At 62.4% G+C, this 24,851-nt stretch carries 22 protein-coding genes; 7 read left to right on the top strand and 15 right to left on the bottom strand.

The genetic code is table 11. The features are described from left to right. The first annotated feature begins 91 nt into the window (after positions 1–91). A complete protein-coding gene (glyS, locus tag NL154_RS02610; protein ID WP_221122520.1) occupies positions 92–2,206 on the top strand; it encodes a glycine--tRNA ligase subunit beta in 2,115 nt (704 codons plus the stop codon). Positions 2,207–2,499: 293 nt separating this feature from the next. Then, on the top strand, positions 2,500–2,988 hold the full coding sequence (locus NL154_RS02605; protein ID WP_210628981.1) for a DUF523 domain-containing protein: 489 nt from the start codon (positions 2,500–2,502) through the stop codon (positions 2,986–2,988). A 131-nt stretch (positions 2,989–3,119) separates the two neighbouring features. On the opposite strand, the gene NL154_RS02600 is transcribed toward NL154_RS02605, so the two are convergent. From NL154_RS02600 to NL154_RS02550, 11 genes are all read right to left on the bottom strand, one after another. Next, positions 3,120–4,943 (bottom strand): methyl-accepting chemotaxis protein, encoded by a 1,824-nt coding sequence (locus tag NL154_RS02600; RefSeq protein ID WP_210628982.1) that lies wholly within the window; start codon positions 4,941–4,943, stop codon positions 3,120–3,122. 785 nt (positions 4,944–5,728) lie between these two features. Beyond that, on the bottom strand, positions 5,729–6,190 hold the full coding sequence (locus tag NL154_RS02595; protein ID WP_210628983.1) for a plant virulence effector HPE1-like domain-containing protein: 462 nt from the start codon (positions 6,188–6,190) through the stop codon (positions 5,729–5,731). 93 nt (positions 6,191–6,283) lie between these two features. After that, a complete protein-coding gene (gene purD, locus NL154_RS02590) occupies positions 6,284–7,567 on the bottom strand; it encodes a phosphoribosylamine--glycine ligase (protein WP_210628984.1) in 1,284 nt (427 codons plus the stop codon). Between the two features lie 65 nt (positions 7,568–7,632). Beyond that, positions 7,633–9,567: a DUF2207 domain-containing protein gene (locus tag NL154_RS02585; RefSeq protein WP_434733515.1), complete on the bottom strand. Its 1,935-nt coding sequence runs from the start codon at positions 9,565–9,567 to the stop codon at positions 7,633–7,635. A 38-nt stretch (positions 9,568–9,605) separates the two neighbouring features. Continuing rightward, entirely contained in the window at positions 9,606–10,868 is a 1,263-nt protein-coding gene (aroA, locus tag NL154_RS02580) for a 3-phosphoshikimate 1-carboxyvinyltransferase (protein WP_434733514.1), read from the bottom strand. A 90-nt stretch (positions 10,869–10,958) separates the two neighbouring features. After that, positions 10,959–11,510, bottom strand: a complete 552-nt coding sequence (locus NL154_RS02575) for a LemA family protein (RefSeq protein ID WP_210628987.1) — start codon at positions 11,508–11,510, stop codon at positions 10,959–10,961. A 112-nt stretch (positions 11,511–11,622) separates the two neighbouring features. After that, positions 11,623–13,371 (bottom strand): DUF2207 family protein, encoded by a 1,749-nt coding sequence (locus NL154_RS02570; RefSeq protein ID WP_434734132.1) that lies wholly within the window; start codon positions 13,369–13,371, stop codon positions 11,623–11,625. A gap of 262 nt (positions 13,372–13,633) precedes the next feature. After that, a complete protein-coding gene (locus tag NL154_RS02565) occupies positions 13,634–14,185 on the bottom strand; it encodes an AAA family ATPase (protein ID WP_434733513.1) in 552 nt (183 codons plus the stop codon). Further along, the gene (locus tag NL154_RS02560) at positions 14,182–15,138 is read right to left on the bottom strand and encodes a glycine--tRNA ligase subunit alpha (RefSeq protein WP_210628989.1); all 957 of its coding nucleotides are present in this window, start codon (positions 15,136–15,138) and stop codon (positions 14,182–14,184) included. The genes NL154_RS02565 and NL154_RS02560 overlap by 4 nt, the downstream gene beginning before the upstream one ends. A gap of 120 nt (positions 15,139–15,258) precedes the next feature. Continuing rightward, positions 15,259–15,450 carry a hypothetical protein gene (locus NL154_RS02555; RefSeq protein ID WP_221122514.1) on the bottom strand — a complete coding sequence of 64 codons (192 nt, stop codon included), beginning with the start codon at positions 15,448–15,450 and terminating at the stop codon, positions 15,259–15,261. Between the two features lie 17 nt (positions 15,451–15,467). Then, positions 15,468–16,328 carry a S49 family peptidase gene (locus NL154_RS02550; protein WP_221122513.1) on the bottom strand — a complete coding sequence of 287 codons (861 nt, stop codon included), beginning with the start codon at positions 16,326–16,328 and terminating at the stop codon, positions 15,468–15,470. Between the two features lie 182 nt (positions 16,329–16,510). On the opposite strand from NL154_RS02550, the gene NL154_RS02545 reads away from it, so the two are divergent. After that, positions 16,511–17,851 (top strand): Nramp family divalent metal transporter, encoded by a 1,341-nt coding sequence (locus NL154_RS02545; protein ID WP_210628991.1) that lies wholly within the window; start codon positions 16,511–16,513, stop codon positions 17,849–17,851. Here NL154_RS02545 and NL154_RS02540 read toward each other — a convergent pair. Beyond that, positions 17,841–18,638: a tRNA1(Val) (adenine(37)-N6)-methyltransferase gene (locus tag NL154_RS02540; RefSeq protein WP_210628992.1), complete on the bottom strand. Its 798-nt coding sequence runs from the start codon at positions 18,636–18,638 to the stop codon at positions 17,841–17,843. The genes NL154_RS02545 and NL154_RS02540 overlap by 11 nt on opposite strands. Before the next feature lie 7 nt (positions 18,639–18,645). Beyond that, complete coding sequence (locus NL154_RS02535; protein ID WP_088939554.1) at positions 18,646–18,873, bottom strand: DUF2007 domain-containing protein; 228 nt, start codon at positions 18,871–18,873, stop codon at positions 18,646–18,648. A 108-nt stretch (positions 18,874–18,981) separates the two neighbouring features. Here NL154_RS02535 and NL154_RS02530 point away from each other — a divergent pair, with 108 nt between their 5' ends. The 4 genes from NL154_RS02530 (at position 18,982) to moaB (ending at position 23,406) form a co-directional block, all read left to right on the top strand. Beyond that, positions 18,982–19,998, top strand: a complete 1,017-nt coding sequence (locus NL154_RS02530; protein WP_210628993.1) for a polyprenyl synthetase family protein — start codon at positions 18,982–18,984, stop codon at positions 19,996–19,998. 127 nt (positions 19,999–20,125) lie between these two features. After that, positions 20,126–21,958: a tetratricopeptide repeat protein gene (locus NL154_RS02525; protein WP_210628994.1), complete on the top strand. Its 1,833-nt coding sequence runs from the start codon at positions 20,126–20,128 to the stop codon at positions 21,956–21,958. Positions 21,959–21,970: 12 nt separating this feature from the next. Continuing rightward, positions 21,971–22,855, top strand: a complete 885-nt coding sequence (locus NL154_RS02520) for a 4-(cytidine 5'-diphospho)-2-C-methyl-D-erythritol kinase (RefSeq protein WP_210628995.1) — start codon at positions 21,971–21,973, stop codon at positions 22,853–22,855. Next, positions 22,855–23,406, top strand: a complete 552-nt coding sequence (gene moaB, locus NL154_RS02515) for a molybdenum cofactor biosynthesis protein B (protein WP_434733512.1) — start codon at positions 22,855–22,857, stop codon at positions 23,404–23,406. Before NL154_RS02520 ends, moaB begins: the two co-directional genes overlap by 1 nt. Positions 23,407–23,486: 80 nt before the next feature. On the opposite strand, the gene NL154_RS02510 is transcribed toward moaB, so the two are convergent. Both NL154_RS02510 and NL154_RS02505 read right to left on the bottom strand, forming a co-directional pair. After that, a complete protein-coding gene (locus tag NL154_RS02510; protein WP_210628997.1) occupies positions 23,487–23,822 on the bottom strand; it encodes a hypothetical protein in 336 nt (111 codons plus the stop codon). Between the two features lie 410 nt (positions 23,823–24,232). Continuing rightward, a complete protein-coding gene (locus NL154_RS02505) occupies positions 24,233–24,751 on the bottom strand; it encodes a glycosyltransferase family A protein (RefSeq protein ID WP_210628998.1) in 519 nt (172 codons plus the stop codon). Positions 24,752–24,851 lie beyond the last annotated feature (100 nt).

Genomic DNA, 24,851 nt, shown 5'->3' with positions numbered 1-24,851 from the left:
CGTTTTTGCGGTTGTGCAGATGCGGCATTCTTTGATAGCAGAAGCAACGTTTTTGGATCGCCCTGCCCGCGGGCGCAAGGAAAAGAGTGACATGCCAAACCTTCTTCTCGAACTTCGCTCCGAAGAGATTCCGGCCCGCATGCAGCGCAAGGCTGCCGGCGACCTGAAGAAGCTCGTCACCGATGCGCTCGTCGAAGCCGGCCTGTCCTATGAGGGCGCGCGCGAATACTGGACGCCGCGCCGGCTGGCGCTCGACATCCACGGCTTGACGGCGCGCTCGGCCGATGTACGCGAGGAACGCAAAGGGCCGCGCACCGACGCCAACGAGAAGGCAATCGAGGGCTTTCTGCGCGGCGCCGGCCTTTCCTCCGTCTCCGAGGCGCAGGTGGTGAGCGATCCAAAGAAGGGCGATTTCTACGTCGCAGTCATTTCCAAGCCCGGCCGCGCGACGGAAGAGATCGTCGCCGAGGTGATGCCCGGCATCATCCGCGATTTCCCCTGGCCGAAATCGATGCGCTGGGGCAAGGCCTCCTCCAGACCGGGCGCGCTGCGTTGGGTGCGGCCGCTGCAGTCGATCGTCTGCACCTTCGGCCCGGAGCATGAAGAAACCGTGGTCATCCCCTTCGAGATCGACGGCATCACCGCCTCCAACGTCACCTATGGCCACCGCTTCCATGCGCCCGAAGCCATCACTGTCCGCCGCTTCGACGATTATGCGGCGAGCTTGGAAAAGGCGAAGGTCATCCTCGACGCCGAGCGGCGCAAGGACATCATCCTGCACGACGCGCGCGACATTGCTTTTGCCAACGGGCTCGAGCTGGTGGAAGACGAAGGCTTGCTGGAGGAAGTGTCCGGCCTCGTCGAATGGCCACAGGTGCTGATGGGCAGCTTCGAGGAAGATTATCTCTCCATTCCCTCCGAGATCATCCGGCTGACGATCAAAACCAACCAGAAGTGCTTCGTCACCCGAAGGCAGGGCGAAGAGACACTGTCGAACAGGTTCATCCTGGTGTCCAACATCCAGGCGCATGACGGTGGCAAGGAAATCGTCCATGGCAACGGCAAGGTGGTGCGCGCCCGCCTTTCGGATGCCCTGCATTTCTGGAAGCGCGACCAGAGCGATATGCCCGACCTCGAGACACTCAAAACATCTGCCGTAAGGTTCGGCCTTGACCTGAAGAAGCCGCTCGACCAACGCATGGCCAAGCTCGATGCGCTCGACGTGACCTTCCACGCCAAGCTCGGCACGCAGGGCGACCGGGTCGCCCGCATCCGCGCGCGGGCAAAGGAATTGGCTGATATCACCGGCGCCGACGCCGGTCTCGTCGATCGCGCCGCCGTGCTCGCCAAGGCGGATCTGCGCACCGAGGCCGTCGGCGAATTTCCGGAACTGCAAGGCTTGATGGGCCGCAAATATGCGGTGCTGCAGGGCGAAAACGCCTCCGTCGCCGCGGCGATCGAGGACCATTACAAGCCGCAGGGTCCGTCGGACCGCGTGCCGGAGAACAAGGTGGCGATTACGCTGGCGCTTGCCGACAAGCTCGACACGCTGACGGGCTTCTGGGCGATCGACGAGAAGCCGACGGGTTCAAAAGACCCGTTTGCGCTGCGGCGTGCCGCCCTCGGCGTCGTTCGTATCCTGCTGGAACGCAGGGTCCGCCTGCCGCTGCTGGCGGCGACCAAGGATGATGATCTGCTCTCCTTCTTCCATGATCGCCTCAAGGTCTATCTGCGTGATCAGGGTGCCCGGCACGATCTGATCGACGCCGTGCTGACGCCTGAAGCCGACGATCTGTTGATGGTGGCGCGCCGCGTCGAGGCGCTGACGGCCTTCATCTCCTCGGAGGACGGCAAGAACCTGCTCGCCGGCACCAAGCGCGCGACGCAGCTGCTCGCCGCCGAGGAGAAGAAGGGCACCGTCATCGCCGACGGCGTTTCGCCGGCGCTCTTCAGGCTCGATGCCGAGAAGGAGCTGTTCGCCGCCATATCGAGCGCTTCGCAGGATGCGGCGAATGCCGTTGCCGGCGAAGATTTTCGCTCGGCGATGGAAGCGCTTTCCAAGCTGCGCGGCCCTGTCGACCGCTTCTTCGAAGACGTGCTCGTCAACGACGAGGACGCGGCCATCCGCGCCAACCGCCTGGCTCTGCTGCGGTTGATCCGCGAGGCGACGGGAACGGTGGCGGATTTCCCGAAGATTTCGGGGTGATATTCGGCTTCTTGCAGTGCCGACGCGGCGCGGTCTCGAACATCTGCCCCTCACCCTAACCTTTGCCGGGGTCGAGCCACGGGTCTCGTCCCGTCCTCCGGACCCCCGTAAACGGGTAGAGGGGACCTGCCCTGCGAGAGGTTGTGGGGAACGGAGAGGTCGCGGCAAATCCCCTTCGCCCCGCGCGCGGGGAGAAGGCGCCGGCAGGCGGATGAGGGGCGTTTTGCTATCGCTTAAACAATCCGCCCACCCAACCCTGGCATTGCCGCCACCACGGCGCTATTCAAACAGCCATGCACAGCAAGATTCTCGTCAGCGCCTGCCTCATGGGGCACGCCGTCCGTTATGACGGACGGGCGAAACCGTTGCTTCACCCGGCGATCGAGAGATGGCGGGCCGAAGGGCGGTTGGTGACGATCTGTCCGGAGATGTCGGCGGGCATGGCGGTGCCGCGGGCGCCGGCGGAGATCGCAGAGGCGGCAACCGGCAAAGAGGTTCTGGCCGGCAAGGCGCGGGTTATAGAGCTGACGGGCGGCGATGTGACGGCAGAGTTTCTGCAGGCGGCGGAGAATGCCGTGGCGCTCGCACGGCAGACCGGCTGCCGCTATGCTCTGCTCATCGACGGCAGTCCGTCCTGCGGCTCCGGGTTCATTTATGACGGCACCTTTTCCGGACGCAGGCAGGCCGGCAACGGCGTAACGGCGGCGGCGCTGAAAGCGGCCGGCGTCGAAGTGTTTTCCGATGGGGAAATCGACCGATTGATCGACCGTCTGGCACAATGAACCCCAAACGACACGGCCGCCGGAGAACCGACGGCCGCTAAGAATTTGGTGCTGAAAATCCTGTTTGTCCCCACACTGCTTTTGTTTTTATGCAATTCGTGACGGAAACCCGCCTCTATCCTGGAATTGCGCTAGGCAGCGCGGCGACCTTGATGCGCAATGGGAGCAGCACCGGCATTGCCGACCCGGAAGCCGCGGATGAGGTCGATCAGTTCGTCGGTGTCGCTGGCGAGCGTCTCGGCCGATGCCGTGGTCTCCTCGGCCATGGCGGCGTTCTGCTGGGTGGCGGCGTCGAGCTGGTTCACCGCCGAAGAGATCGAGCGCAGCGTGGTGTCCTGTTCGGAAGCGCTGTGGGCGATTTTGGCGACGATCTCGTTGGCGGCCTTGATCTGGTCGGAGATGCGCTTCAGCGCCTCGCCTGCCTCGCCGACCAGTCGGACGCCGTGATCGACCTGGGTGGAGGAGCGGGCGATCTGGTCCTTGATCTCCTTTGCCGCGGCGGCGGAGCGCTGGGCGAGTTCGCGCACCTCCTGGGCAACAACGGCAAAACCCTTGCCGGATTCACCGGCACGGGCCGCCTCGACGCCGGCGTTCAAAGCCAGGAGGTTGGTCTGGAAGGCGATCTCGTCGATGACGCCGATGATCTTTGATATCTCCGAAGACGATTTCTCGATGCCGCTCATCGCCTCGATCGCCTCGCTGACGATCGCATCGCTATGGGTGGTCTCGGCGCTGACGGCGTGCACGCGCTTGCTCGCCTCATGGGCGCCATCGGCGGTCTGGCGGACGGCGACCGTGAGCTCATCGAGGGCGGCCGATGTTTCCTCCAGGCTTGCGGCCTGGCGCTCGGTGCGCTGCGACAACTCGTTCGAGGCGCGGCGAATCTCTTCCTTGCTCGTACCGATGTCACTGCCCTTGGCGCTGACCTTGGCCATGGCGGCTTCGAGATGCGACAGCGCATCGTTGAAGTTGTCGCGAAGGGCGGCGTATTTCTGGCCGAGATCGGCGCAGCGGACGGTAAGATCGCCGCGGGCGATCAGCTCCAGCGCCTGGCCGATCGTCGTCACCACGCGGGCCTGGAGTGCGGCGTCGTCCTGCTGCTGGCGCAGGTTGTTTTCGCGCTCGCTTTCCAGCGCCAGCTGCTGGGCCGCCTCGCGATCGGACATCTGATGCCGTTCGCGGATCTTCTCCTGCAGCGACAGCGTCGCCTTTGCCATCATGCCGACCTCATTGTTCATGCCGGTATGCGGGATGGCGATGGAGACGTCCTCTTCGGAGACCGCCTTCAGGGCGGCATGGACATTGTTGAGGGGCCCCGATATGCCGCGGATGACGACGTAGGCCGCAGCCATGGCCAGGAAGAAAAGAACGATGCTGCCGGAGAGCGCGGTCAGGATCGTGCTGTTCACCTGGGCATCGAGATCGTCCATATAGACGCCGGTGACAACGACGACCTTCCAGGGGTCGAAGGCCTGGCCATAGGCCGTCTTGCGATAATCGCCGGCCGGCTGGCCCGGCTTGCTGGTGGAATAAAATTCGACGAGACCGCCGCCCTGCTGGCCGAGTTTGACCAACTCTTCGCGATAGAGCTTGCCCTTGCTGTCCGGCTGCCCCTTCAGGTTCTGTCCGACCTTCGAGGCGTCGTAGTGAAACATCATCTGGACATCGTAGCTATAGCCGAAGAAATAGCCGTCCGGATCGTATTTCATGCCATTGACGGTGGCGTAAGCCTGCTTCTGGGCATCCTCCAGCTTCATTTCGCCTGCGGTCACCTTGGCCTGGTAAAGCTTGAGAACCGAGATCGCCGACTGAACCTCGGCACGCAGCATGTCGTAACGCTCCTTGTAAATGGCATCGACCGAGGAGCGGATCTGCAGGGACGTGGCGATCGCAAAGGCCGACATCAAACCGACGATCAGCAATATGAGCTGCTTCGATATCTTCAAATTTTTCATGATTCCTCGCAAAGGGGAATGAGGGAATACATTCCGGTGCGGTCTTCTACCGCCTGTGCGAGCGCATCTGAGAAGGACGCGTCTACCGCTGCTGAACAACATGCTGCGACCGGTGAGTAAGAATTGAAGCTGACTCAATAAGAAAGCTTTAATTTTATTCAAAACGGCGCAAATTTCCCTAAAAATCAGGGGGCGGAGTTACCAAGCATACCGCTGACTTCACCCGCCGATCGAATATCATCCGTTTTCGCTCTGCAGAACTGCCGGGGCCTTAGAGCTTTTCCGGGCTAGATTGAAGCATTCTGCCGGAGCAGGTTTTCGTCAGGGCAAAGGCGATTGGCGACGGGCATACCCCCAGGTACGTCCGAGCCGATCGCCTTTGATCCTGGCGGAAACATGCCCGGCCCACCGGCCGCACCGCTTCGCCGTGGGCGAAGCGACAAGTGCGTCCGGCGATTCCAAGGTCTTGCAGATTTGCCAAGCAAATCTGCGGGAGGGTTGGCTGAAACGGGCCGGCTGATCGACCGGCCGGCTTGGCCGTAGAGCTGGGCTACGACACGCGCCGGCCGGTCGACCATCCGACCCCGTTTGAGCCAACAGAATGCTTCAATCTAACCCGGAAAAGCTCTAAAGCAGGAATGCACCCCCGCTTCTCTTCGAGGGTGCATTCGCTCCACCGCGGTGGAACCCCAAGCGATCGAAACCTTGATCGGGCAGGGGCAGGGAACTATCGCAGCGGCTCAGATTGGCTTTAGTGGCACACAGCCGTTTTGCGTGTTGATCGTCTAGAAGCGCAGCTTGAATTCGGAAATATCGAGAGCCGCCGGCTTCTCAACCATGCCGGCGGCAACCGGCCTGGCATCGCCGCCGATGACGGCTGCGGTCGTTGCGTTCATGTCGATGCCTTGGGCGGGCGATATCGAAGGTTCGGCGGCAGCCAGGGCTTCCGGCGTTGCCTTGCTGACGAAGACGACGGGCGAACCACCCATCCAGGCTTCGGTGCGGAAGATCTTCGTTTCGCCGCCGACGTGGCGGACTTCGCTTGCCTGGAGGACGCCGGGTTTCAGTTCCGGCACCGTATAGTCCTTGCGGCTATGCTCGGCCTGCAGCGGCGGGCAAGCGGCGCAGCTTTCAGTGACGATGCTGCCTTCTGCACGGCCTGCCGTTTTGCCGATCACCTCAATCGAGGAGGCCATCGCCGTGCCTGCCATCAGCAGGATTGCCGCACCGAGGAAAATCTGACGCATCAACGCACCTCCGTCTCACTACGGCAGCGGTATAGCGCAGCTTCGTTTCCATCCCGTCAGGGGAAAGGGTAAAAATTTAAGGAACGTAGCGGTTTATGCTTTGTCCGAGGCTTTTTCGCGCTCGATCGCGCGCCAGCCGATATCGCGCCGGCAGAAGCCGTTTTCCCACCGAACTCTGTCCAGCAGGGCATAGGCGCGGCCCTTCGCCTCGGCAACCGTGCCGCCTGACGCCGTGACGTTGAGCACGCGGCCGCCGGTCGCGACCAGCACGCCGTCCTTCATGCCCGTGCCGGCATGAAACACCTTCTCGCCCTCGCCTGCCGCCGGCAGCGACTGGATCGGTGTGTTTTTCTCATAGGCGCCGGGATAGCCCTTCGAGGCCATGACCACTGTCAGGGCCGGATCGTCGCTCCATTCGGCGCTCACCTGATCGAGCGTGCCATTGGCGGTGGCAAGCAGCAGCGGCAGCAGATCGCTCTTCAGCCGCATCATCAGCACCTGGCATTCCGGATCGCCGAAACGAACATTGTATTCGATCAGCTCCGGGCCCTTATGAGTGATCATCAGTCCGGCGAAAAACACGCCGGAGAAGGGATGCCCGCTCTCGGCCATGCCGCGGATTGTCGGCTCGATGATTTCCTTCATCGTCCGCTCGACCATTTCGGCCGTCATGACCGGCGCTGGCGAATAGGCGCCCATGCCGCCGGTATTGACGCCGGTATCGCCCTCGCCCACCCGCTTGTGATCCTGGGCGGTCACCAGCGGCAGCGCATGTTTTCCGTCGCAGAGACAAAAGAAGCTTGCCTCCTCGCCATCGAGATAGGCTTCGACGACGACTTCGGCGCCGGCCGCGCCAAAGGCGCCCTCGAAGCAGTCGTCGACGGCAGCAAGCGCCTCATCGAGCGTCATCGCAACCGTCACGCCCTTGCCGGCGGCCAGCCCGTCAGCCTTGACGACGATCGGTGCGCCCTGCCCGCGAATATAGGCTTTCGCCTTCGGCGCGTTGTTGAAACGCTGGTAGGCGCCGGTGGGAATGCCGTAGCGGGCGCAGATGTCCTTGGTGAAGCCCTTGGAGCCCTCGAGCTGGGCGGCGCCGGCGGAGGGGCCGAAGACCGCCAGGCCGTCGGCGCGCAGCCGGTCGGCGAGGCCGGCGACGAGCGGGGCCTCGGGGCCGACGACGACGAAATCGATCGCCTTGTCCTTGCAGATGGCAGCGACCGCTTCATGATCGTCGATATTGACCGGCACGAGGACGGCGTGTTCGCCAATGCCCGGATTGCCGGGCGCGGCGTAGAGTTCGCTCAGCAACGGCGATTGCGCCAGCTTCCAGGCGAGCGCGTGCTCGCGTCCGCCCGACCCGATCAACAGAACCTTCATGCGCGACCCTTTCCTGTTCCGTCAGGCGGTTAAGGGCCACGGGCTGAAAGGTCAAGCGGGAAAGCTTACCAGCCCCCGCCTCCGCCGCCTCCGCCACCTCCGCCAGAGGAGCCGCCGCCGGAAAAACCGGAGGATGAACTCGACGGCGGCGGCGCGGGGATCGTCGACGCGATGGTGGACGCCATTGACGAGGAGAAACCGCCGATACGGTCGGAGAAGCTGCCGCTGTTGAAATCACCGGAATACCAGGAGGGCGAATAGGCCGCGGCCGCGCCGGCGGCGGCTGCCGCGAGCCAGGTCTCGAAGGTGCGCGACCAGGGCTTTTCGACGCCCAAAGCCACGGCATAGGGGAGCAGGGTCTCGAAATGCTGCGGCGACATTTGGGGAGCGCCGGCCATATTCATGCGGTCCTTCTCGGCCAGCGTCAGGTATTGCCGCAGGCCGTCAACGCCGTCCATCATCCTGGCGCCGAGCGGGGTCGGCGCGCCCATGATGAAGACATAGAGGACGTTGAGCAGCACGATGCCGCCGACGGCAAAGAGCATCGGCGTTTCGTGCAGCTCCACCAGCGACGAGGCAAGCGTCAGGACAATGATCGCCAGGATGCTGACGCCGACAAAAACGCCGACCGCTGCGGCGATGACGGCCATGACCTTGGCGAACAGCGATCTGCCGTGGTGCAGCGACTTGACCAAACCGGCGACGAAGACGGAAATGAAGACCGAGATGGCAATCGGGATCAGCATCAGTGCGATCGTGTCAGGCTCCAGCGAGCCGAAGACGAACAGCGCCACCAGGGCGGCGGCGCTGAGCGCGATGCCGCCTGCGGTATAGCCGATGTTGGAATTGTAATATTTGCCGCGATGTTCCTTCTCGATGGCCGAACGGAAGGACTGCCCTACCGATTTTACCCGCTCGCCATTGGCCTTGTCGATCGTCAGCGTCCTGCCTTCGCCGCCGGCCACTTTCAGCAGTTCGGCCTCGCCGGCCTGGAACTTCTCCTTGCCGAGCGCCTTGCCGGTACCGCGAATGACGATCGAATTCTTCAGGTCTTCGAGCTTGAAGTAACCGCGGACCGCAAGATTGAGCGCCGTGGCGGCAAGCGCCGTCCAGCCGCCGCCGGAAAAGCCCCTATTGTCGATGTAGTTGACCAGCGCCGGCGAGATGCCGTCAGGCGCATCCCAGCGCGGCACTACGACGCCCCGGGCGGGATCGCGACCAACCTTCAGCCAGGATCTGAGGTAGTAGGCGAAAACCAGGATCAGGCCGCCGAAGCCGATGAAATAATTGCGGTTGTCCTTCAGCCACCAGGTGCTTTCCATATCCGCGCTCGGCGGATCGATCGAGCCCTTCGGCATCCGGATCGCAAAGGTCAGGCCTTCATTGGGGCCAAGAGGCGCGGTGGTGGAAAAGACAAGGCCGGCGCTGCTTTCGCTGACACGGGCGTTCTTTCCAGTCGCGCCTTGCGGGCCGGTGAAGAAGATCGTCCCCGTCGCAGCGACACCCGGCGGCAGCGTCACCGTCGCCGTCGCGGAGCGGATCGGAAAGATCCAGCCATTGCCGGTGACGTTCCAGTAGAGTTCGTCGTGATCGTCGAAGTAGCGGATCTGGCGGTTGGTCCGGTAGGTGAAGACGTAGCGATGACGACCCGGCGTCACCGTCACCTCGGCGGAGCCGGCATAGATGCGGATGCCGCCCGATATCGATTCGGTATGCCAGGGCTCGTCCGCGCCGTCGCGGCTGACCGACACCATGTCGAAATCGACGCTGCGGCGACGACCTCCGGCGTCGGTGAAAAAAAGCGGAAAGTCCCGGAAGATGCCATGATTGATCCGGTTGCCCTCGGCATTGACGGTGATCGTTTCCCTCACCGTCATCGCGCCGCTCTTTTCCAGCGTGATGTCGGAGGCGAAGCTGTCGATCACCTCGGCGGCAAAGACCGCCGGCGCGGCGAGCATCAAGATGAGCGCCAAGCAGAATCCGAAAAACCGACGCCCCATTCCTCTCTCCCTGCCGGCGGCCCCGGCCGCGCTTTTCGTCAATCCTTGTCCTGATAGGTCACGCCGAGGGCGGCGAGCGTCCGCCAATAGCCGGGGAAGGTCTTGCCGACGCAATCGGGGTCGAGAATGGTGATGCCATCGATCTTCAGTCCGGCGAGCGCAAAGCTCATGGCGATGCGGTGATCGGCGAAGGTGTCGATCTCGGCCGGAAGACGCTGGCCGGCGAGAACAGGATCGGAATGGACGATCAGATCATCGCCCTCCTCGACGGCCAGACCTTCGCGGATCTTGTTGAGCCCGGTGGACAGGGCGCGGATGCGGTCGCATTCCTTGACGCGCAGATTGGCAATGCCGACGAAGCGGACCGGCGTCTCGTTGAAGGCGGCAAGCACGGCGATCGTCGGAACGGCATCCTGCATCTGCGAGCCATCGATTTCGGCCGGCAGATGCGGGAACTTGGCGATCGTGTCGTAAGCCTTGGCATCCGGCTGGGTGAAGGCATCGTTCGGTACGCCGAGATCGATCTTGCCCTCGCTCAGCACTTCGGCCGCCCAGAGGTAGGTCGCGGCCGATGCATCCGGCTCGATGACGAAATCGGCGGCGCGGTAGCCAGTCGGTTCGACGCGCCAGGTGACGGGGCTGGTCTTTTCGACCTTGGCGCCGAAGGCCCTCATCGCCGCCGTGGTGAGATCGATATAGCCAAGCGCGCCGATATCCTCGCCGACCAGTTCGATGTCGACCGAACGGTCGCCGCCGGCCGCCATCATCAGCAGCGCCGAAACATACTGGCTGGACAGCCCGCCATCAATCAGGATCCGGTCGGCCTCGAAGCGGCCGGTGCCCCTGACGGTGACCGGCGGGCAGCCGGTCTCGGCGGTGATGTCGATGCCGAGCGTGCGCATCGCTTCGACCAGCGGGCCGATCGGGCGCTTGCGCATGTGCTCGTCGCCGTCGACGATGACGGTACCGTCGACCAGAGCCGCAGCCGCCGTCAGGAAACGTGTGGCCGTCCCGGCGTTGCCGAGGAAGAGCGGCGCCTTCGGCGGCATGAGCCGGCCGCTGCCGGTGACGACGAAAGTTGTGTCGTCGGGCTCGTCGATCGCAACACCCATGGCGCGCAGCGCATCGGCCATATAACGGGTATCGTCGCTCTTCAGCGCGCCGGTCAGCCGGCTCGTGCCCTCGGCAAGGCCGGCGAGAAGCAGGGCCCGATTGGTGATCGACTTCGAGCCCGGCGGCATGGCGCGACCGGAAAGCGGGCGGCCCGGCGGGATGATCGTGAGTTTGGCTGTGCGTGTCATGCTACGTCTTCCGTCCATGGGCGAGCTAAAGCGCGTCGCCACCTGCCCTTGCTCTTAATCGGTTTTTTGCAAAGGCAAAATGCCGGATCGTCAGAATTTGACGCTGGGGACGGCGCGATCGGCCTCGTTGGTGATCTCGAAATACTCCCGCTTGGCAAAACCGAACTGGCCGGCGACGAGATTGGAGGGAAAGCTTTCGACCTTGACGTTGAGGTCGCGGGCCGCGCCGTTGTAATAACGCCGCGCCATCTGCAGCTCGCCCTCCAGAGTTTCGAGCGACGCCTGCAGTTCGGCAAAATTCTGGTTGGCCTTGAGATCGGGATAGGCCTCGGCAAGCGCGATCACCCGGCCGAGCGCCTGGCCGAGCAGGCCTTCCGCCTGCGCCCTGCCGGCAACGTCACCCGATGGCACGGCCTGCGCCTTGTTGCGGAGCGCAACCACCTCCTCGAGCGTCGACTTCTCATGGGCGGCATAGCCTTTGACCGTCTCGATCAGGTTCGGGATCAGATCGGCGCGCCGCTTCAACTGCACATCGATGCCCGACCAGGCTTCCTCAGCCATCTGCCGGGAACGAACCAGGCCGTTATAAATGAAGACGATGTAAAGCGCGATGACAACGATAAGAGCAAGTATCACATACATGCAGATGAGCTCCCCGATTTGATGATCGCACGTTAGTGATTCGGCGTGACAAAGTCATCGTGGTGCGGTCGTTCTTCGCAGATTTCAATCAGACCTTTACATCACTGTCCCTCTAAGAACTGCTCCGCCAATCCGGAGCATAGGTTTCCATCTTTTCGCTTTCTCGCCAAAGATTGAACCGCTCGGTCCAGCGTTGCTCGACGCTCAGGGCAACGGCGAAAGGAAGATAGTGCTCGTAGCATTCGACCGACATTGCCGGTCCATCTATCTCGCCGCGAAAATAACGATTCAAACTAAGGATGTTATTGCGGATCCGCCGCTGCTTCGACGTTGGCATGCGCGACATCGCCAAAACCGCAATAATGCCGGCAATGTGCAGCAAGATCGCCATCAAATATGGCCACTGTTCGCTGATCACCTCAGTCGTACCGATATAGACAAGTGCAACGATCACCGTCACCGGAAGCCCCACCATCAAACCAAGCGCCTGTTTTAACTGCTCGGCGGTGCCGGTCGCGACGGGAAACCGCTCAGGATGGCGGAACATGGTTACAACCAGAAAAACTATGAACAATAACCCTGAGATGGCGGCGGAATAGAGCGAAAGACCCGTAAGGTAGGCGACGGCAATGCCAAGAGCCAGAATTGTCGCCGAAGTCGTCAACATTGCTCGATCTACGCCACCTCTAACTTTCCGATATTCCTCTGCGACAATCTGGTGCAAGTCACGTTCGAAACCATGGAGGGCATGTCTGACCCTGCGCCGATCGTTGACTGGCCTCTCTCCTTCTATTCGACCAAATACCGAACGCGTCACAGCTGGAAGACCATACCATCTGGCGCGCGCCACCTTTCCCTTCTTGCGCACTTGCCTGGCTGACAAATCCGAAGCTTCGGCATCCTCATCAAGGCTGGAAATGCGAAGCATTCTTTTCACTGCGAGATGGCAGGCAGACGCCATGAAGGCTGCCTTTGCAGCACCGGGCTTCCAGTTCAAAAACAAATAGGCGGCTAAAGCAGGCGATATGCTCTCCGTCTCCTTGCTATCGACAGCAATTGAAGATGCGGGCAATCGCCAACCCCGCCACCTACTGAGGATAAACAGACCGGTGAGGAGCAGTCCCAAAATGCTTATGAATGGGAGAAAGTGATCGGAAAGCCACCACTCTACCCGCTTGCCACTCGTCATGGTCACAAAGGTCCCAGCGGGATATTCGATCTCGATGTCTGGCAGGACTCGATCCGCTTTACCAACTGGAATAGACACCGAGATCTCATTCGGTGCGCTCCGCACCATGTCATAGGCGGCCGTCCGATCCTGTTGCGAAGGGCGCAACGTTCCGCCCGGCGGCAGCTTCAGAGTAAGCGTCTTTTTCGCGCCCTGACCGTGCACGCGGCCCATATAGGCCGGCAGGAAGAGAACCTCGCGGTCGCCTTCCTGACGAACCAGGCGTCCGAGCCAGTAAGCGATCTGGATCTTTGCAAGACCGGTGGGCAGATCTGCAGAGCAGTCTTTGCAGTGCTCGGCTCCTATATAGATCGAGTAGCCCGGCACATTATTTTCCCGAGAATAGTATTCGTCGAGTCCGTCGCGCCGGGCTGCGGCCAATTGGAAATCTCGCCAGTGAACACCACCCGCCGCATCCACGAAACGTTGAGGGATATCGACGTAGACCCCGCCGTAATTCATCGCCATTTTTACCGCGATGTCGAAGTGCTCCGACACAAAGGCAGTGCCGTCGGTGTAGACTTCGACCGTACTGTTTGCCGACTGGACGGTGAACTCCTTGTCAAAATCGCTGCACGACGTCAGAACAACCAGTATGGAGCATAAGATGGGCCATGATAAAAGACGCAACATCCTGGCGGCGAAATTCTCATCTGAAAATTTAAAGTAAAGAATATCGTTCTTCAAAAGAGATACCGAAGCTTGCGTTGTCGCAACACCTGACAACGTAGTGATGGTTTGCGCAATACAAAAGAAGGCTGGCCTTGCACCGACGAAAATTTTCGAGACTGCCTACGCCGTCTGGCTCGTCAGCTGACGCCGCCGGCGTCAGTCAGCAGGAACGTTTCGCCGCAGAGATCTTTGGGCAACAAAGACGCAGGATTCTCGGCTGTCGTCAAACACCGATATGCGTGCGAATTCGAGCCGCCGTCTGCTCCGGCGAAAGGTCCGTCGTATCAATTTCGACTGTGTGTTCAGCCAGTCCGCGCAACAGTTTATAGTTTGCCCGGAGCTGTTGCAGCTTCGCCGGATCCGTCAGCTTGAGCGCCTCGGATCGGCCGGGAGAGATGAGGCGCCTGGCATTCTCCTCCGGCGCGCAATCGAGGAGAACCGCGACCAGATCCGCGCCTCTGGCGGCAGCCAGATCGACATACGAGGAGAACATCGCACCATCATGCTCGTCATCCGCAAGAGCATCGGTAAAGACGAAGCTTTCAGCCGGATCGGCGTGCAAGGCGTGGTCGAAAACCGCTCGTCGAATCTGCTTACGCAGTGATGCATGCAGAGGATTGCTGCGGGCGAAAAGAACTTCGGCCGGATTGAGCAGCGTGTGATTGTCGATGAGCCGCGCGCCGAGGCTTCTCGCCAGCAATCGGCCGACCGTCAGCTTCCCGGTGCCTGGCCAGCCGTTGAGATGGACGATACGGCTGGCAGGCTTTTGCGTCACGCCGCCTCTTTCGACAGGTTGACGCCGCCGGCGTCGGTCAGCAGGAAGGCTTCGCCGCAGGCCTTGGCGAGCGTGCGCACCCGCAGGATATAGCTCTGGCGCTCGGTCACCGAGATGACGCCGCGGGCGTCGAGCAGGTTGAAGACGTGGCTGGCCTTGATGCACTGGTCGTAAGCCGGGAAGACGCATTTGTGCAGGCGCTGGTTGTCGCTTTGGCCGGGAGCGCCGGCATCGAGCAGCGCCCGGCATTCCTTCTCGGCATCGACGAAGTGGCGATGGAGCATCTCGGTATTGGCGAATTCGAAATTGTGACGCGAATATTCCTGCTCGGCCTGCAGGAAGACGTCGCCATAGCTGATCTTCTCGTCGCCCTCGCGGCCGTTGAAATTCAGATCATAGACGTTGTCGACGCCCTGGACATACATGGCGAGGCGCTCGAGACCATAGGTCAGTTCGCCGGCGACCGGCGCGCATTCGATGCCGCAGACCTGCTGGAAATAGGTGAATTGCGAGACTTCCATGCCGTCGCACCAGCATTCCCAGCCGAGGCCCCAGGCGCCGAGCGTCGGGCTTTCCCAGTCGTCCTCGACGAAACGGATGTCGTGCAGCAGCGGATCGAGACCGATCGCCGCCAGCGAGCCGAGATAGAGCTCCTGCAGATTGGGCGGGTTCGGCTTCAGGATGACCTGGTACTGGTAATAATGCTGCAGACGGTTCGGGTTTTCGCCATAGCGGCCGTCGGACGGGCGCCGCGACGGCTGCACATAGGCTGCCTTCCACGGCTTCGGCCCGAGGGCGCGCAGCGTGGTGGCCGGATGGAAGGTGCCGGCGCCGACTTCCATGTCGTAGGGCTGCAGCACCGCGCAACCCTTGTCCGCCCAGTAACCATGCAGGGTCAGGATCAGCGCCTGGAAGGAGCGCTTCGGGTTCATATGGTCTGGGATGGCTGACATGAAACTGCACCGATTGCTTGGGAATTATCGGCGCGACAGGTGCCATGGTGGGCGGCAGGGGTCAAGGGTTTTGCGGGGGCGAGGAGCTGTGCGGAGACACACGAGGCTTTTCGCCGAGACCTATTCGTCATCCCGCTTCAACCGATATTCCCCGGTCACGGGATCTTTGACCAGCGTGCCGATCGCGCCGGTCTGGCGCTCTTTCTCGGCGCGGCGGGACTTTTCGGCGAGCCTGCGGGCATCGGAGACGAAGCGGCGGTAGAGCCACCAGGCCGAAAAGACCAGCACCAGGATGGTGATAAGCTGTGCCATGCCCTCTCTTGCTCCTCTCAAAGCCCGAAGCGGCTCCACAATGCTCTCTCTTCCGCCACTTCGACAAGTCCCGTTGCGAGACCTGCCCCCGCGCCTTCGAGTGTAACAGGCGATACGCCGGGAATGCGGCGGCCGAAGAGGCCGCGGCCGGCGGTGACGAGTTCCAGCCGGGTCTTCTGGCCGTAGCGCCGCTTCAATTCCTGGCGCATGTCGCCGATACCGTCGATGAGGCCAAGCTCGAGGCCGCGCGTACCGCTCCAGAACAGGCCGGAAAACACCGTCGCATCATCCGTCAGCTTGCCGGCGCGGCGCTCACGCACCATTGCGATGAAGACCTGGTGGATTTCGAGCTGCAGGCTCTTGAGGTACTCGATATCCTTTTCCTTTTCCGGCTGGAACGGATCGAGGATCACCTTGTTTTCGCCGGCCGTATAGACGCGGCGCTCGACGCCGATCTTCTTCAGGAGCTCGGGAAAGCCGAAACCGCCGGAGACGACGCCGATCGAGCCGACGATCGAGGTGGCGTCGGCGATGATCTCGTCGCCGGCAAGCGCGATCATGTAGCCGCCGGAAGCGGCGACATCCTCGACGAAAACAAGCACCTTCTTCTGCTTTTCGCGGGCGAGCTCACGAATGCGGGTGAAGATCAGGCGGGACTGAACAGGCGAGCCGCCTGGCGAATTGATTGTTATGGCAACCGCCGGCGCCTCCTTCATGGCGAAGGCCTTTTCCAGGACCGGGGCGACATTGGCGAGATTGAGGGTGGGCCTGAACTGGCCACCGCCGCTGATGATCGCACCCTGCAGCCTGACGACGGGAACGGTGAGGCCCTCCTTGCGGAACCGTTTCGGCAGCAGCTTTTTCAAGAATCCGGCCATTTCCCATCCTTCGCTTCGGCTCGCGCGATCGTCAATCCGCGATCGCATCCATGTATGCGCTGGAACGACAAACGCAATGGCCGCGTTCCTGAAAAACATCGGACTGATTTTCTTGTTGCGAATGACTTGCATTATCATTCTAATCGGTCATAGTGCACGGACGATAAACAGGTGGAAATGGCATGGACGCCCTCAATCCCAATGCAAAAAGCGGCTGGCGGCACGAACGCGGAGAGGCGTCGCTGTCGGACGTCTACCGCACTGTGGGCACGGGGCGTCACAGCTCGATATGGCGCCGGGCGGCGGCCTTTGCCGGGCCGGGTTACATGGTCGCCGTCGGCTACATGGACCCAGGCAACTGGGCGACCTCGCTCGCCGGCGGCTCGAAATTCGGTTATGCGCTGCTCACCGTCGCGCTGCTTTCCAACGTGATGGCAATCGTGCTGCAATCGCTCTGCGCGCGGCTGGCGATCGCCTCCGGCCGCGACCTCGCGCAGGCCTGCCGCGACGCCTTTCCTAAATATGTCTCAGTGCCGCTCTGGGCCTTTGCGGAAATCGCCATCATCGCCACGGACATTGCCGAGGTGATCGGCACGGCAATCGGCCTCAACCTGCTCTTCGGCATCCCGCTGGAGCTCGGCGTTCTCATCACCGCGCTGGACGTCTTCCTGATCCTCTTCCTGCAGAAGCTCGGCTTCCGCTGGGTGGAAGCCTTCATCATCGCGCTGCTCGGCGTGATCGCGCTCTGCTTCGGCGTGCAGATCTTCCTTGCCGATCCGCAATGGGGCGCCGTTATTACCGGCTTCTTCCCGACAACCGAAATCGTCACCAATCCGGAGATGCTCTATCTCGCGCTCGGCATCCTCGGTGCGACGGTCATGCCGCACAATCTCTATCTCCATTCCGGCATTGTGCAGACGCGGGCCTATGGTCACACGATCCCTGAGAAGAAGGAGGCGCTGACTTATGCGACGATCGACTCCACCGTCGCGCTGTGTTTCGCGCTTCTGATCAATGCCTCGATCCTGATCCTTGCGGCCGCCGCCTTCAATGCCAACGGCAAGACCGACGTCGTCGAGCTCGGCAATGCCTATGCGCTGCTGTCGCCGCTGCTCGGCCTCGCGATCGCGCCGACGCTCTTCGGCATCGCGCTTCTGTGCTGCGGCCTCAACTCGACGGTGACGGCGACCCTTGCCGGCCAGATCGTCATGGAAGGCTTCCTGAAGATCCGGCTGAAACCGTGGGTGCGCCGGCTGATCACCCGCGCTATTGCCATCGTGCCGGCGGCGGTCGTCACCATCTGGTACGGCAACCAGGGCACGGCCGAACTCCTGATCCTCACACAGGTGGTGCTCAGCCTGCAGCTTTCCTTCGCGGTCTTTCCGCTTGTGATGTTCACCGCCAGCCGGGCCAAGATGGGCGAACTCGTCGCGCCGCGCTGGCTGAGCGGCACCGCCTATGTGATCGCCGTCGTCATCGCCGGGCTGAACGTCAAGCTGCTCTTCGACTTCGTCAGCGGCTAGCGATTGACGATCGAAGCCTGGCATAGGCTGCCCGGCCATTGTTGAAATCGTCGACCAGAGGGGAGAACTTGTGGCTCCCCTCTTCGTGCATGATGAGGGCCGCGCGTAGCGACAGCCGCGCACGCGAGCCCTTGATGGCGGTCACCAGGATGCGCACGGCATTTTCCCCGGCGCGTGGATGGATGGCGGTGATCTCGATGCCGCCGAAGCGCCGGCCGCAGGCATCGATGATCTCGGCGATCGACGGAGGCCTGGCGATCAGCGACAATTGCCCGCCCGGGATCATGATGGCGCCGGCCGTGCGGATCCAGCTTTCGAACAGGCCGTCGGTCATCGCATGGGCTTCGGCCTTCAGCGCATCGGGCGTGCGCCGGTCGCCGGCATCGTTGAAGGGTGGGTTCATGATCACGTGGTGGAAGCTTTCATCGGCAAGGCCGGCATCGTTGCGCGCCTTGGCGGTCAGCGTCACATCGGCCTCGATGACACTGAGGCGGGCTGCGAGATGGGCATTTTCCGGCAAAAGGATGCTGCGGCGGGCATAATCGGCCATTTCGGCCGAACGCTCGAACAGCACCACTTGCGTCTTGACAAGGCGCGAGGCGACGGCAAGGCCGGCAGCACCGGCGCCGGCGCCGAGATCGGCAACTTTGACCGGGCGATCGTCGGCGACAAGGGCGGCCAGCAGCATCGCATCCATGCCGGCGCGATGCCCCCTGCCCTTCGGCTGCACCACATGAAAGGCGCCGCGATGGAAGGCATCGATGGTTTCGGCGAATTTACCGGTCATCGCCCGCTCATGTCCTGTCGCGCAGTTCGCCGCCAAGACCGGCGTCGATCAGGATACGGCGGGCCCGGTCGGCCATTTCCTCATCCACCAGCAGGCGGCGCGGCAGCATGCCGAGCGAGCCTTCCAGAACGCTCATCCCCTGATCGGCGATGAAGCAGTGAATTCCGGCATCCTTCATCAGGCTCTCGGCAAAGGAGAGCAGGACGGGATCGTTGGCGCGGATAAGTTCATGCATTTGCCGTCTTTTTCCTTCCAATTTCGGCTGACGCGACAATTCACCCCTTGCCGCGCCCATCGCCCCTTTCTATTGTCAGATGCAATGAATGAACAGGAGTCCGGGTCGTTGGGCGTGGTCATACCGCTTGAAGAAAGCAAAAACAAACTGGCATCCATCAAGCCGTTGGTCGATCTCACCAGGGCTGACATGGAGCGGGTGAACCAGCTCATTCTGTCGAAAGCCGGCTCCGACGTGCAGATGATCCCCGAAGTGGCGAACCATCTGATCTCATCCGGGGGCAAGCGGCTGAGGCCGATGCTGACGCTGGCGGCCGCCTCGCTGTTCGACTACCGCGGCGAAAACCACATCAAGCTCGCCACCTCGGTCGAATTCATGCATACGGCAACGCTGCTGCATGACGACGTCGTCGATGAAAGCGACCTGCGCCGCGGCAAATCGACGGCTCGGATGATCTGGGGCAACCAGGCAAGCGTGCTGGTCGGCGATTTCCTGCTCGGGCAGGCCTTCCGCATGATGGTCGATGTCGGCTCGCTCGATGCGCTCGACGTCTTGTCTTCCGCTGCTTGCGTGATCGCCGAAGGCGAAGTGCTGCAGCTTTCCGTCGCCAAGAACATGGAGACGACGGAAGACGACTACCTCTCCGTCATCCGCGCCAAGACGGCGGCTCTCTTTGCGGCTGCCGCCGAAGTCGGGCCGATCGTCGCCGATGCCGGCCGTTCCGGCCGCAATGCGCTGAAATCCTACGGCATGAATCTCGGCCTCGCCTTTCAGCTCGTCGACGACGCGCTCGACTATGGCGGCAAGGCCGCCGATCTCGGCAAGAATGTCGGCGACGATTTCCGCGAAGGCAAGATCACGCTGCCCGTCATCCTGGCCTATCGCCGCGGCACCACGGAGGAGCGCGCCTTCTGGCGCGATGCGATCGAGGCCGGCAACAGCAGCGACGCCAACCTGGAAAAAGCGCTGGGGCTGATCACCAAATACGGCACGCTGAGCGACACGATCAATCGGGCGGTCCATTACGGCACGATCGCGCGGGACGCGCTGGCGCCGCTTCCCGATACGGTATGGAAATCCGCCCTGATGGAAGTGATCGACTTCTGCATCGAGCGCGTCAATTGATCGAACGCCGCGATCGAGGCTGATTTTCTTGCAGCGCCGCTCCAAAAAAGCCATCCTGTTATGAATCAGTGATGACGACTGATTTGCGACCGGCAGCGGCCGGACGCTCTCGAAGAAAGGTTTCCTAATGCGGCAGAGAATTGCCATCCGTCTTCTTACGAGCGCAGCCCTGGCGGCTGTCCTTTCGCTCGGCGGCGTTGCCGGCGCGAGTGCCGAAGATGCGGCCAAGGCGGGCGATGCCGGTAAGGCCGAGAGCTTCTTCGATGCCGATAGCGTCACCACTTTCTCCGGCGCCTTCCTCGCCGCGCGCACGGCCGATGTCGATCACGATTACGAAACGGCGATCGCGCTCTACAAGAAGGCGCTGCAGATCGAGCCCGGCAATCCCGAGATTCGCCAGCGGCTGATGATCTCGCTGCTGCTCAACGGCGACATCAAGGAAGGCGTCAAATACGCCAATGATCTGAAGAGCGATCCCTCGGTCGAGCGCATCACCACGATCGTGCGCGGCATGGATGCCGTGCGCCGCGACGACTACAAGACCGCCGAGTCGATCCTGAAATATAAGGGGCCCAACGATCTCGACCGGATGATGAATGACCTGCTGCTCGCCTGGGCCCGGGTCGGCGCCGGCCGCGGCAAGGAAGCGCTCGCCATGGTCGAGAAGATGAAGGGGCCGGACTGGTTCCGCATCTTCCAGAATTACAATGCCGGTGCGATCGCCGTCGTCACCGGCGACGTGAAATCGGCCCGCCAGCATCTGAACGACGCCGTGCTCGACAAGGAAGGCGGGGCAACGGCGCCCGACACGTTCATGCGTGCGGTGATGGCGCTTGCCCGCCTGGAGGCGGCGCAGGGGAACAAGCAGAAGGCGCTCGATGCCGTGTCCGTCGGCGATAACCTGCTGCCGAATTATGCGCCGCTGAATGCGCTGCGCGACAGTATCGAGAAGGGCGAGAAGCAGGAGCAGCAGGTCAAGACCGCCGAAGAAGGCGCCGCCGGCGTGCTCTTCTCCGTCGGCGGCGCGCTGAACCGCGACGGCGCCGAGGATATCGTCTCGCTCTACCTGCAGACCGCCAACGCGCTCGATCCCAACAGCGCCGATACGCTGGTGCTGCTCGGCGGCATCGCCGAAAAGCAGAACCAGATGGACCGCGCCATCTCCCTCTACAAGAAGGTGCCGGAGAATTCACCGATGCGGCGCATTTCCGAGCTGCAGCTCGGCCTCGCCCTTGCCCAGGGCGGCAAGGTCGACGAGGCACGCAAGCACCTGCAGGCGCTGATCGCCTCCGACCCGAAGGACATCCGCAGCTACCTCGCCTATGGCAGCGTGCTCTCCGACGCCAAGGATTACGAGGCGATGGCCGCCAATTACGACAAGGCGGTCGAAGCGATCGGCCCAATTCCCGGCCGCGCCAACTGGAGCGTCTTCTTCCAGCGCGGCATCGCCTATGAGCGGCTGAAGAAGTGGGACCAGGCCGAACCGAACTTCCGCAAAGCTCTGGAGCTCAACCCCGACCAGCCGCAGGTGCTGAACTATCTCGGCTATTCCTGGATCGACATGAACCGGAACCTCGACGAAGGCCTCGCCATGATCAAGAAGGCCGTCGATCTTCGCCCTGACGACGGTTACATCATCGATTCGCTCGGCTGGGCGTATTTCCGTCTCAACCGCTTCGACGACGCCGTCGACGAGCTGGAGCGGGCGGCACAGATCAAGGCCGGCGACGCGACGATCAACGACCATCTCGGCGATGCCTACTGGCGCGTCGGGCGCAAGCTCGAAGCCGTCTACCAGTGGAACCGGGCGCTCGCCTCCGAGCCTGAAGCGGCCGAAATTCCGAAGATCAAGGAAAAGGTCGCAAACGGCCTGCCCGCTAACGACGATGCCAAGGCGGCCGACAAGAAGCAGCCGGATCCGGCGCCGGTCACGCCGCCGCCGGTCGACAAGAAGTCCTGACGGGCGCCACCGATGCCTGAGCAGGGCTTGGCCAATGCTTTCGGCGTCACCGAAGAGGCGCGCGCGAAGATCAATCTCGCCCTGCATGTAACGGGCCAGCGGCCGGACGGCTATCACCTGCTCGATATGCTGGTGACCTTCGCAGATTGCGGCGACCGGCTGGGCTTCCTGCCGGCGCAGGCTGACGCCTTCACCCTATCGGGCCGTTTCGGCGAGACGCTTGCCGACGACGGCGGCACCAACCTGGTGATCAGAGCGCGCGACCTCCTGCGCGAGGTCGTGGGCGCCCTTGCGTTCCCCGTTCATATCCACCTCCAGAAGAACCTGCCCGTCGCCTCGGGCATCGGCGGCGGCTCGGCCGACGCGGCGGCGACACTGCGGGGGCTGATGCGCCTCTGGGGCACTGGATTGCCGATAGAGACGCTGGCTGCGCTGGCGCTGAAGCTTGGCGCCGACGTGCCCATGTGCCTCGAGAGCCGGCCGCTGATTGCCCGCGGCATCGGCGAGGAGATCGAAGCCGTGCCCGATCTGCCGGCCTTCGCCATGGTGCTTGCCAACCCATTGAAGGGGGTTTCGACGCCGGAGGTTTTCCGCCGGCTCAAGGCAAAGAACAATTCACCCCTGACGCTCGCACAGACCGCAGGCTGGCTTGCGGCGATCGGCGCGGCTCGCAACGACCTGGAGCCACCGGCGCGCGAGGCCGTGCCCGAAATCGCGGCGATCTTGGCGATGCTGCGGACCGAGGGCGCTCTTCTTGCCCGTATGTCCGGCTCCGGCGCTACCTGCTTCGGGATCTTTGCCGACATGGCCGCCGCGCGAGATGCGGCGGCGGCTCTTCACGAGGCGCGGCCCGACTGGTATTTCCAGGCGACGGAAACGGTTTCGGGAGGCATGTGATGGCAGGTTTGGACGAAAAACGGCCCTTCATCGCCGTCGGCATTGCGGTTCTCACCGTCTCGGATACGCGCACGCCGGAGACGGACAAGTCCGGCGATACGCTGGCGGCGCGGATTGCCGAGGCGGGCCACAGGCTGGTCGAGCGGGCGATCGTGCCCGACGACCGGGAGAAAATCGCCACCCAGGTCAAAGCCTGGACCGAGCGGGAGGAGATCGATGTCGTCATCACCTCGGGCGGCACCGGTTTTACCGGCCGAGACGTGACGCCCGAGGCGGTGGAGCCGCTGTTCGAAAAGCGCATGGACGGCTTTTCCGCCGTCTTCCACCGTATTTCCTACGATAAGATCGGCACGGCGACGATCCAGTCGCGCGCCACCGCGGGTGTTGCCAACTCCACCTTCATCTTCGCCCTGCCCGGCTCGCCCGGCGCCTGCCGGGACGCCTGGGACGGCATACTGAAAGCACAGCTCGACTATCGCAGCATGCCGTGCAATTTCGTCGAGATCATGCCGCGCCTGGACGAGCATCTGAAACGCGGCGCGCAGAAATAGACTGGAGCTGCCGTTCCAGCGCCGCGGTCGCGCTGTCGAAAATCCGATTCAGACTTTCGGCGCCGACGCGCTGGCATTTGTCATGTGGCAATGCCCGGCAGAGCCGGCATCGAATCCCAGCCATCACCCGACAGCAAAATGCAGCTTATGCCGTGGATATCCGTGACCACGAGCGTCCAGGTGCCGCTTTTGGCGGCATAGACCTCAAGAACGGCGTTCTGATTGACCAGCCCGACGGCGGTGAGCTTCTCACCGAAATTCTGGTCGAGGAAACTGACGACGTCGGATCGACCTGCGCAACTGAGCATCGTCTGCGATGCTGCCGAATGCGGATGCGCGATCACCAATGTCGGCAATATGACGGCCAGCAGGCCGCAGATCATACTGCGTACGCCGTGGATACTACCGCCTGGCATGACGCACCTCCTTTCGCCGGGAACCCGGCAGAAGAGGAGATTTTTCGCCGACCTGTTCTGCCGTTCACCGGCATTCCACGGCACCCGTTGCGAAGCGCGGCGCTTCGGCGGCGCCATGGACGAATTATAGCGCGAAATCCGATTGGGCGCCATCTTTGCGCGATGATGGGAAGCAATCACCAAAGCGCGCTTGCGGCGAGACCAGCCCCTCATCCGGCTGCCGCCACCGACCGGGGTCGAGCCACTGGTCTCGACGTCCTTCGGACCCCGTAAACGGAGCGAAGGAACCATGCCGCAACCTCGCCATCACCACCAACCTCTCGCCGGGCACGTCCCCTCTCCCCGTTTTCAAGGGGCAGGTTAGGGTGAGGGGCACTTTTTCGGACAGCATCGATGCAGGGATGGGCATTCTACCGCGCGGCACGCGCCACCCAGGAAGGAATCAATTCACTTGCGAGCTTGCGCGGCTTCTGGCCCTTGGCGAAGTCGGCAACAGGCATCCCGCTTCTGGCGGCGGCGAGCGCCTGGTTCTTCGGCATCAACAGCCCAAGCTCCAGCGGCGGCCGGGCGCGGGCGACGCGCTGGAAGAAGGGGCGTCGATAGCCGCGCGACGCAGTAAAGCGCGCCGGCGTCTTGTTCAGCGCCACATACTCGGCGATCTCATCGATCCAGCCGGCCTGCGGCCTGGCGCCCGGCTCGACGAAGAGCAGCCATTCGCCTCGGGCCGAGCGAACGATATCCTTGATATCCCATTGTGAATGGAAACGGCAGCCGGCGGCGTCGGCGACCCGCGAGGTGCCGTCGCGCGAGCCGTGATCGAGCACGATCACATCGCTGACGAGCCCTTCCACCGCGCCTGCCACCAATACCGATAAGGTCTGCGCCAGTTCGGATTCCTGATCCTGGCATTCGAGAACAACCGTCAACATCGATTATTCATAATGCGCCGCACAATTTTTTGCCAGCATCCTTTTCCTGATTTTGTTCTTGCATTGTTCTCGTTTTGCCGATAGGAATTTAATCATCACA

Source organism: Rhizobium sp. YTUHZ044 (genome assembly GCF_051123975.1).
Lineage (GTDB): Bacteria > Pseudomonadota > Alphaproteobacteria > Rhizobiales > Rhizobiaceae > Rhizobium.
Note: the sequence above shows the minus strand (reverse complement) of the source record. Positions and strands in the feature narration are given on the sequence as shown.

What these genes read in the sequence shown, in the direction of transcription:
- glyS (WP_221122520.1), top strand. Translation starts at nt 92, where the DNA reads ATGCCAAACCTTCTTCTCGAACTTCGCTCCGAAGAGATTCCGGCCCGC.
- NL154_RS02605 (WP_210628981.1), top strand. Translation starts at nt 2,500, where the DNA reads ATGCACAGCAAGATTCTCGTCAGCGCCTGCCTCATGGGGCACGCCGTC.
- NL154_RS02600 (WP_210628982.1), bottom strand. Translation starts at nt 4,943, where the DNA reads ATGAAAAATTTGAAGATATCGAAGCAGCTCATATTGCTGATCGTCGGT.
- NL154_RS02595 (WP_210628983.1), bottom strand. Translation starts at nt 6,190, where the DNA reads ATGCGTCAGATTTTCCTCGGTGCGGCAATCCTGCTGATGGCAGGCACG.
- purD (WP_210628984.1), bottom strand. Translation starts at nt 7,567, where the DNA reads ATGAAGGTTCTGTTGATCGGGTCGGGCGGACGCGAGCACGCGCTCGCC.
- NL154_RS02585 (WP_434733515.1), bottom strand. Translation starts at nt 9,567, where the DNA reads ATGGGGCGTCGGTTTTTCGGATTCTGCTTGGCGCTCATCTTGATGCTC.
- aroA (WP_434733514.1), bottom strand. Translation starts at nt 10,868, where the DNA reads ATGACACGCACAGCCAAACTCACGATCATCCCGCCGGGCCGCCCGCTT.
- NL154_RS02575 (WP_210628987.1), bottom strand. Translation starts at nt 11,510, where the DNA reads ATGTATGTGATACTTGCTCTTATCGTTGTCATCGCGCTTTACATCGTC.
- NL154_RS02570 (WP_434734132.1), bottom strand. Translation starts at nt 13,371, where the DNA reads ATGTTGCGTCTTTTATCATGGCCCATCTTATGCTCCATACTGGTTGTT.
- NL154_RS02560 (WP_210628989.1), bottom strand. Translation starts at nt 15,138, where the DNA reads ATGTCAGCCATCCCAGACCATATGAACCCGAAGCGCTCCTTCCAGGCG.
- NL154_RS02555 (WP_221122514.1), bottom strand. Translation starts at nt 15,450, where the DNA reads ATGGCACAGCTTATCACCATCCTGGTGCTGGTCTTTTCGGCCTGGTGG.
- NL154_RS02550 (WP_221122513.1), bottom strand. Translation starts at nt 16,328, where the DNA reads ATGGCCGGATTCTTGAAAAAGCTGCTGCCGAAACGGTTCCGCAAGGAG.
- NL154_RS02545 (WP_210628991.1), top strand. Translation starts at nt 16,511, where the DNA reads ATGGACGCCCTCAATCCCAATGCAAAAAGCGGCTGGCGGCACGAACGC.
- NL154_RS02540 (WP_210628992.1), bottom strand. Translation starts at nt 18,638, where the DNA reads ATGACCGGTAAATTCGCCGAAACCATCGATGCCTTCCATCGCGGCGCC.
- NL154_RS02535 (WP_088939554.1), bottom strand. Translation starts at nt 18,873, where the DNA reads ATGCATGAACTTATCCGCGCCAACGATCCCGTCCTGCTCTCCTTTGCC.
- NL154_RS02525 (WP_210628994.1), top strand. Translation starts at nt 20,126, where the DNA reads ATGCGGCAGAGAATTGCCATCCGTCTTCTTACGAGCGCAGCCCTGGCG.
- NL154_RS02520 (WP_210628995.1), top strand. Translation starts at nt 21,971, where the DNA reads ATGCCTGAGCAGGGCTTGGCCAATGCTTTCGGCGTCACCGAAGAGGCG.
- moaB (WP_434733512.1), top strand. Translation starts at nt 22,855, where the DNA reads ATGGCAGGTTTGGACGAAAAACGGCCCTTCATCGCCGTCGGCATTGCG.
- NL154_RS02510 (WP_210628997.1), bottom strand. Translation starts at nt 23,822, where the DNA reads ATGCCAGGCGGTAGTATCCACGGCGTACGCAGTATGATCTGCGGCCTG.
- NL154_RS02505 (WP_210628998.1), bottom strand. Translation starts at nt 24,751, where the DNA reads ATGTTGACGGTTGTTCTCGAATGCCAGGATCAGGAATCCGAACTGGCG.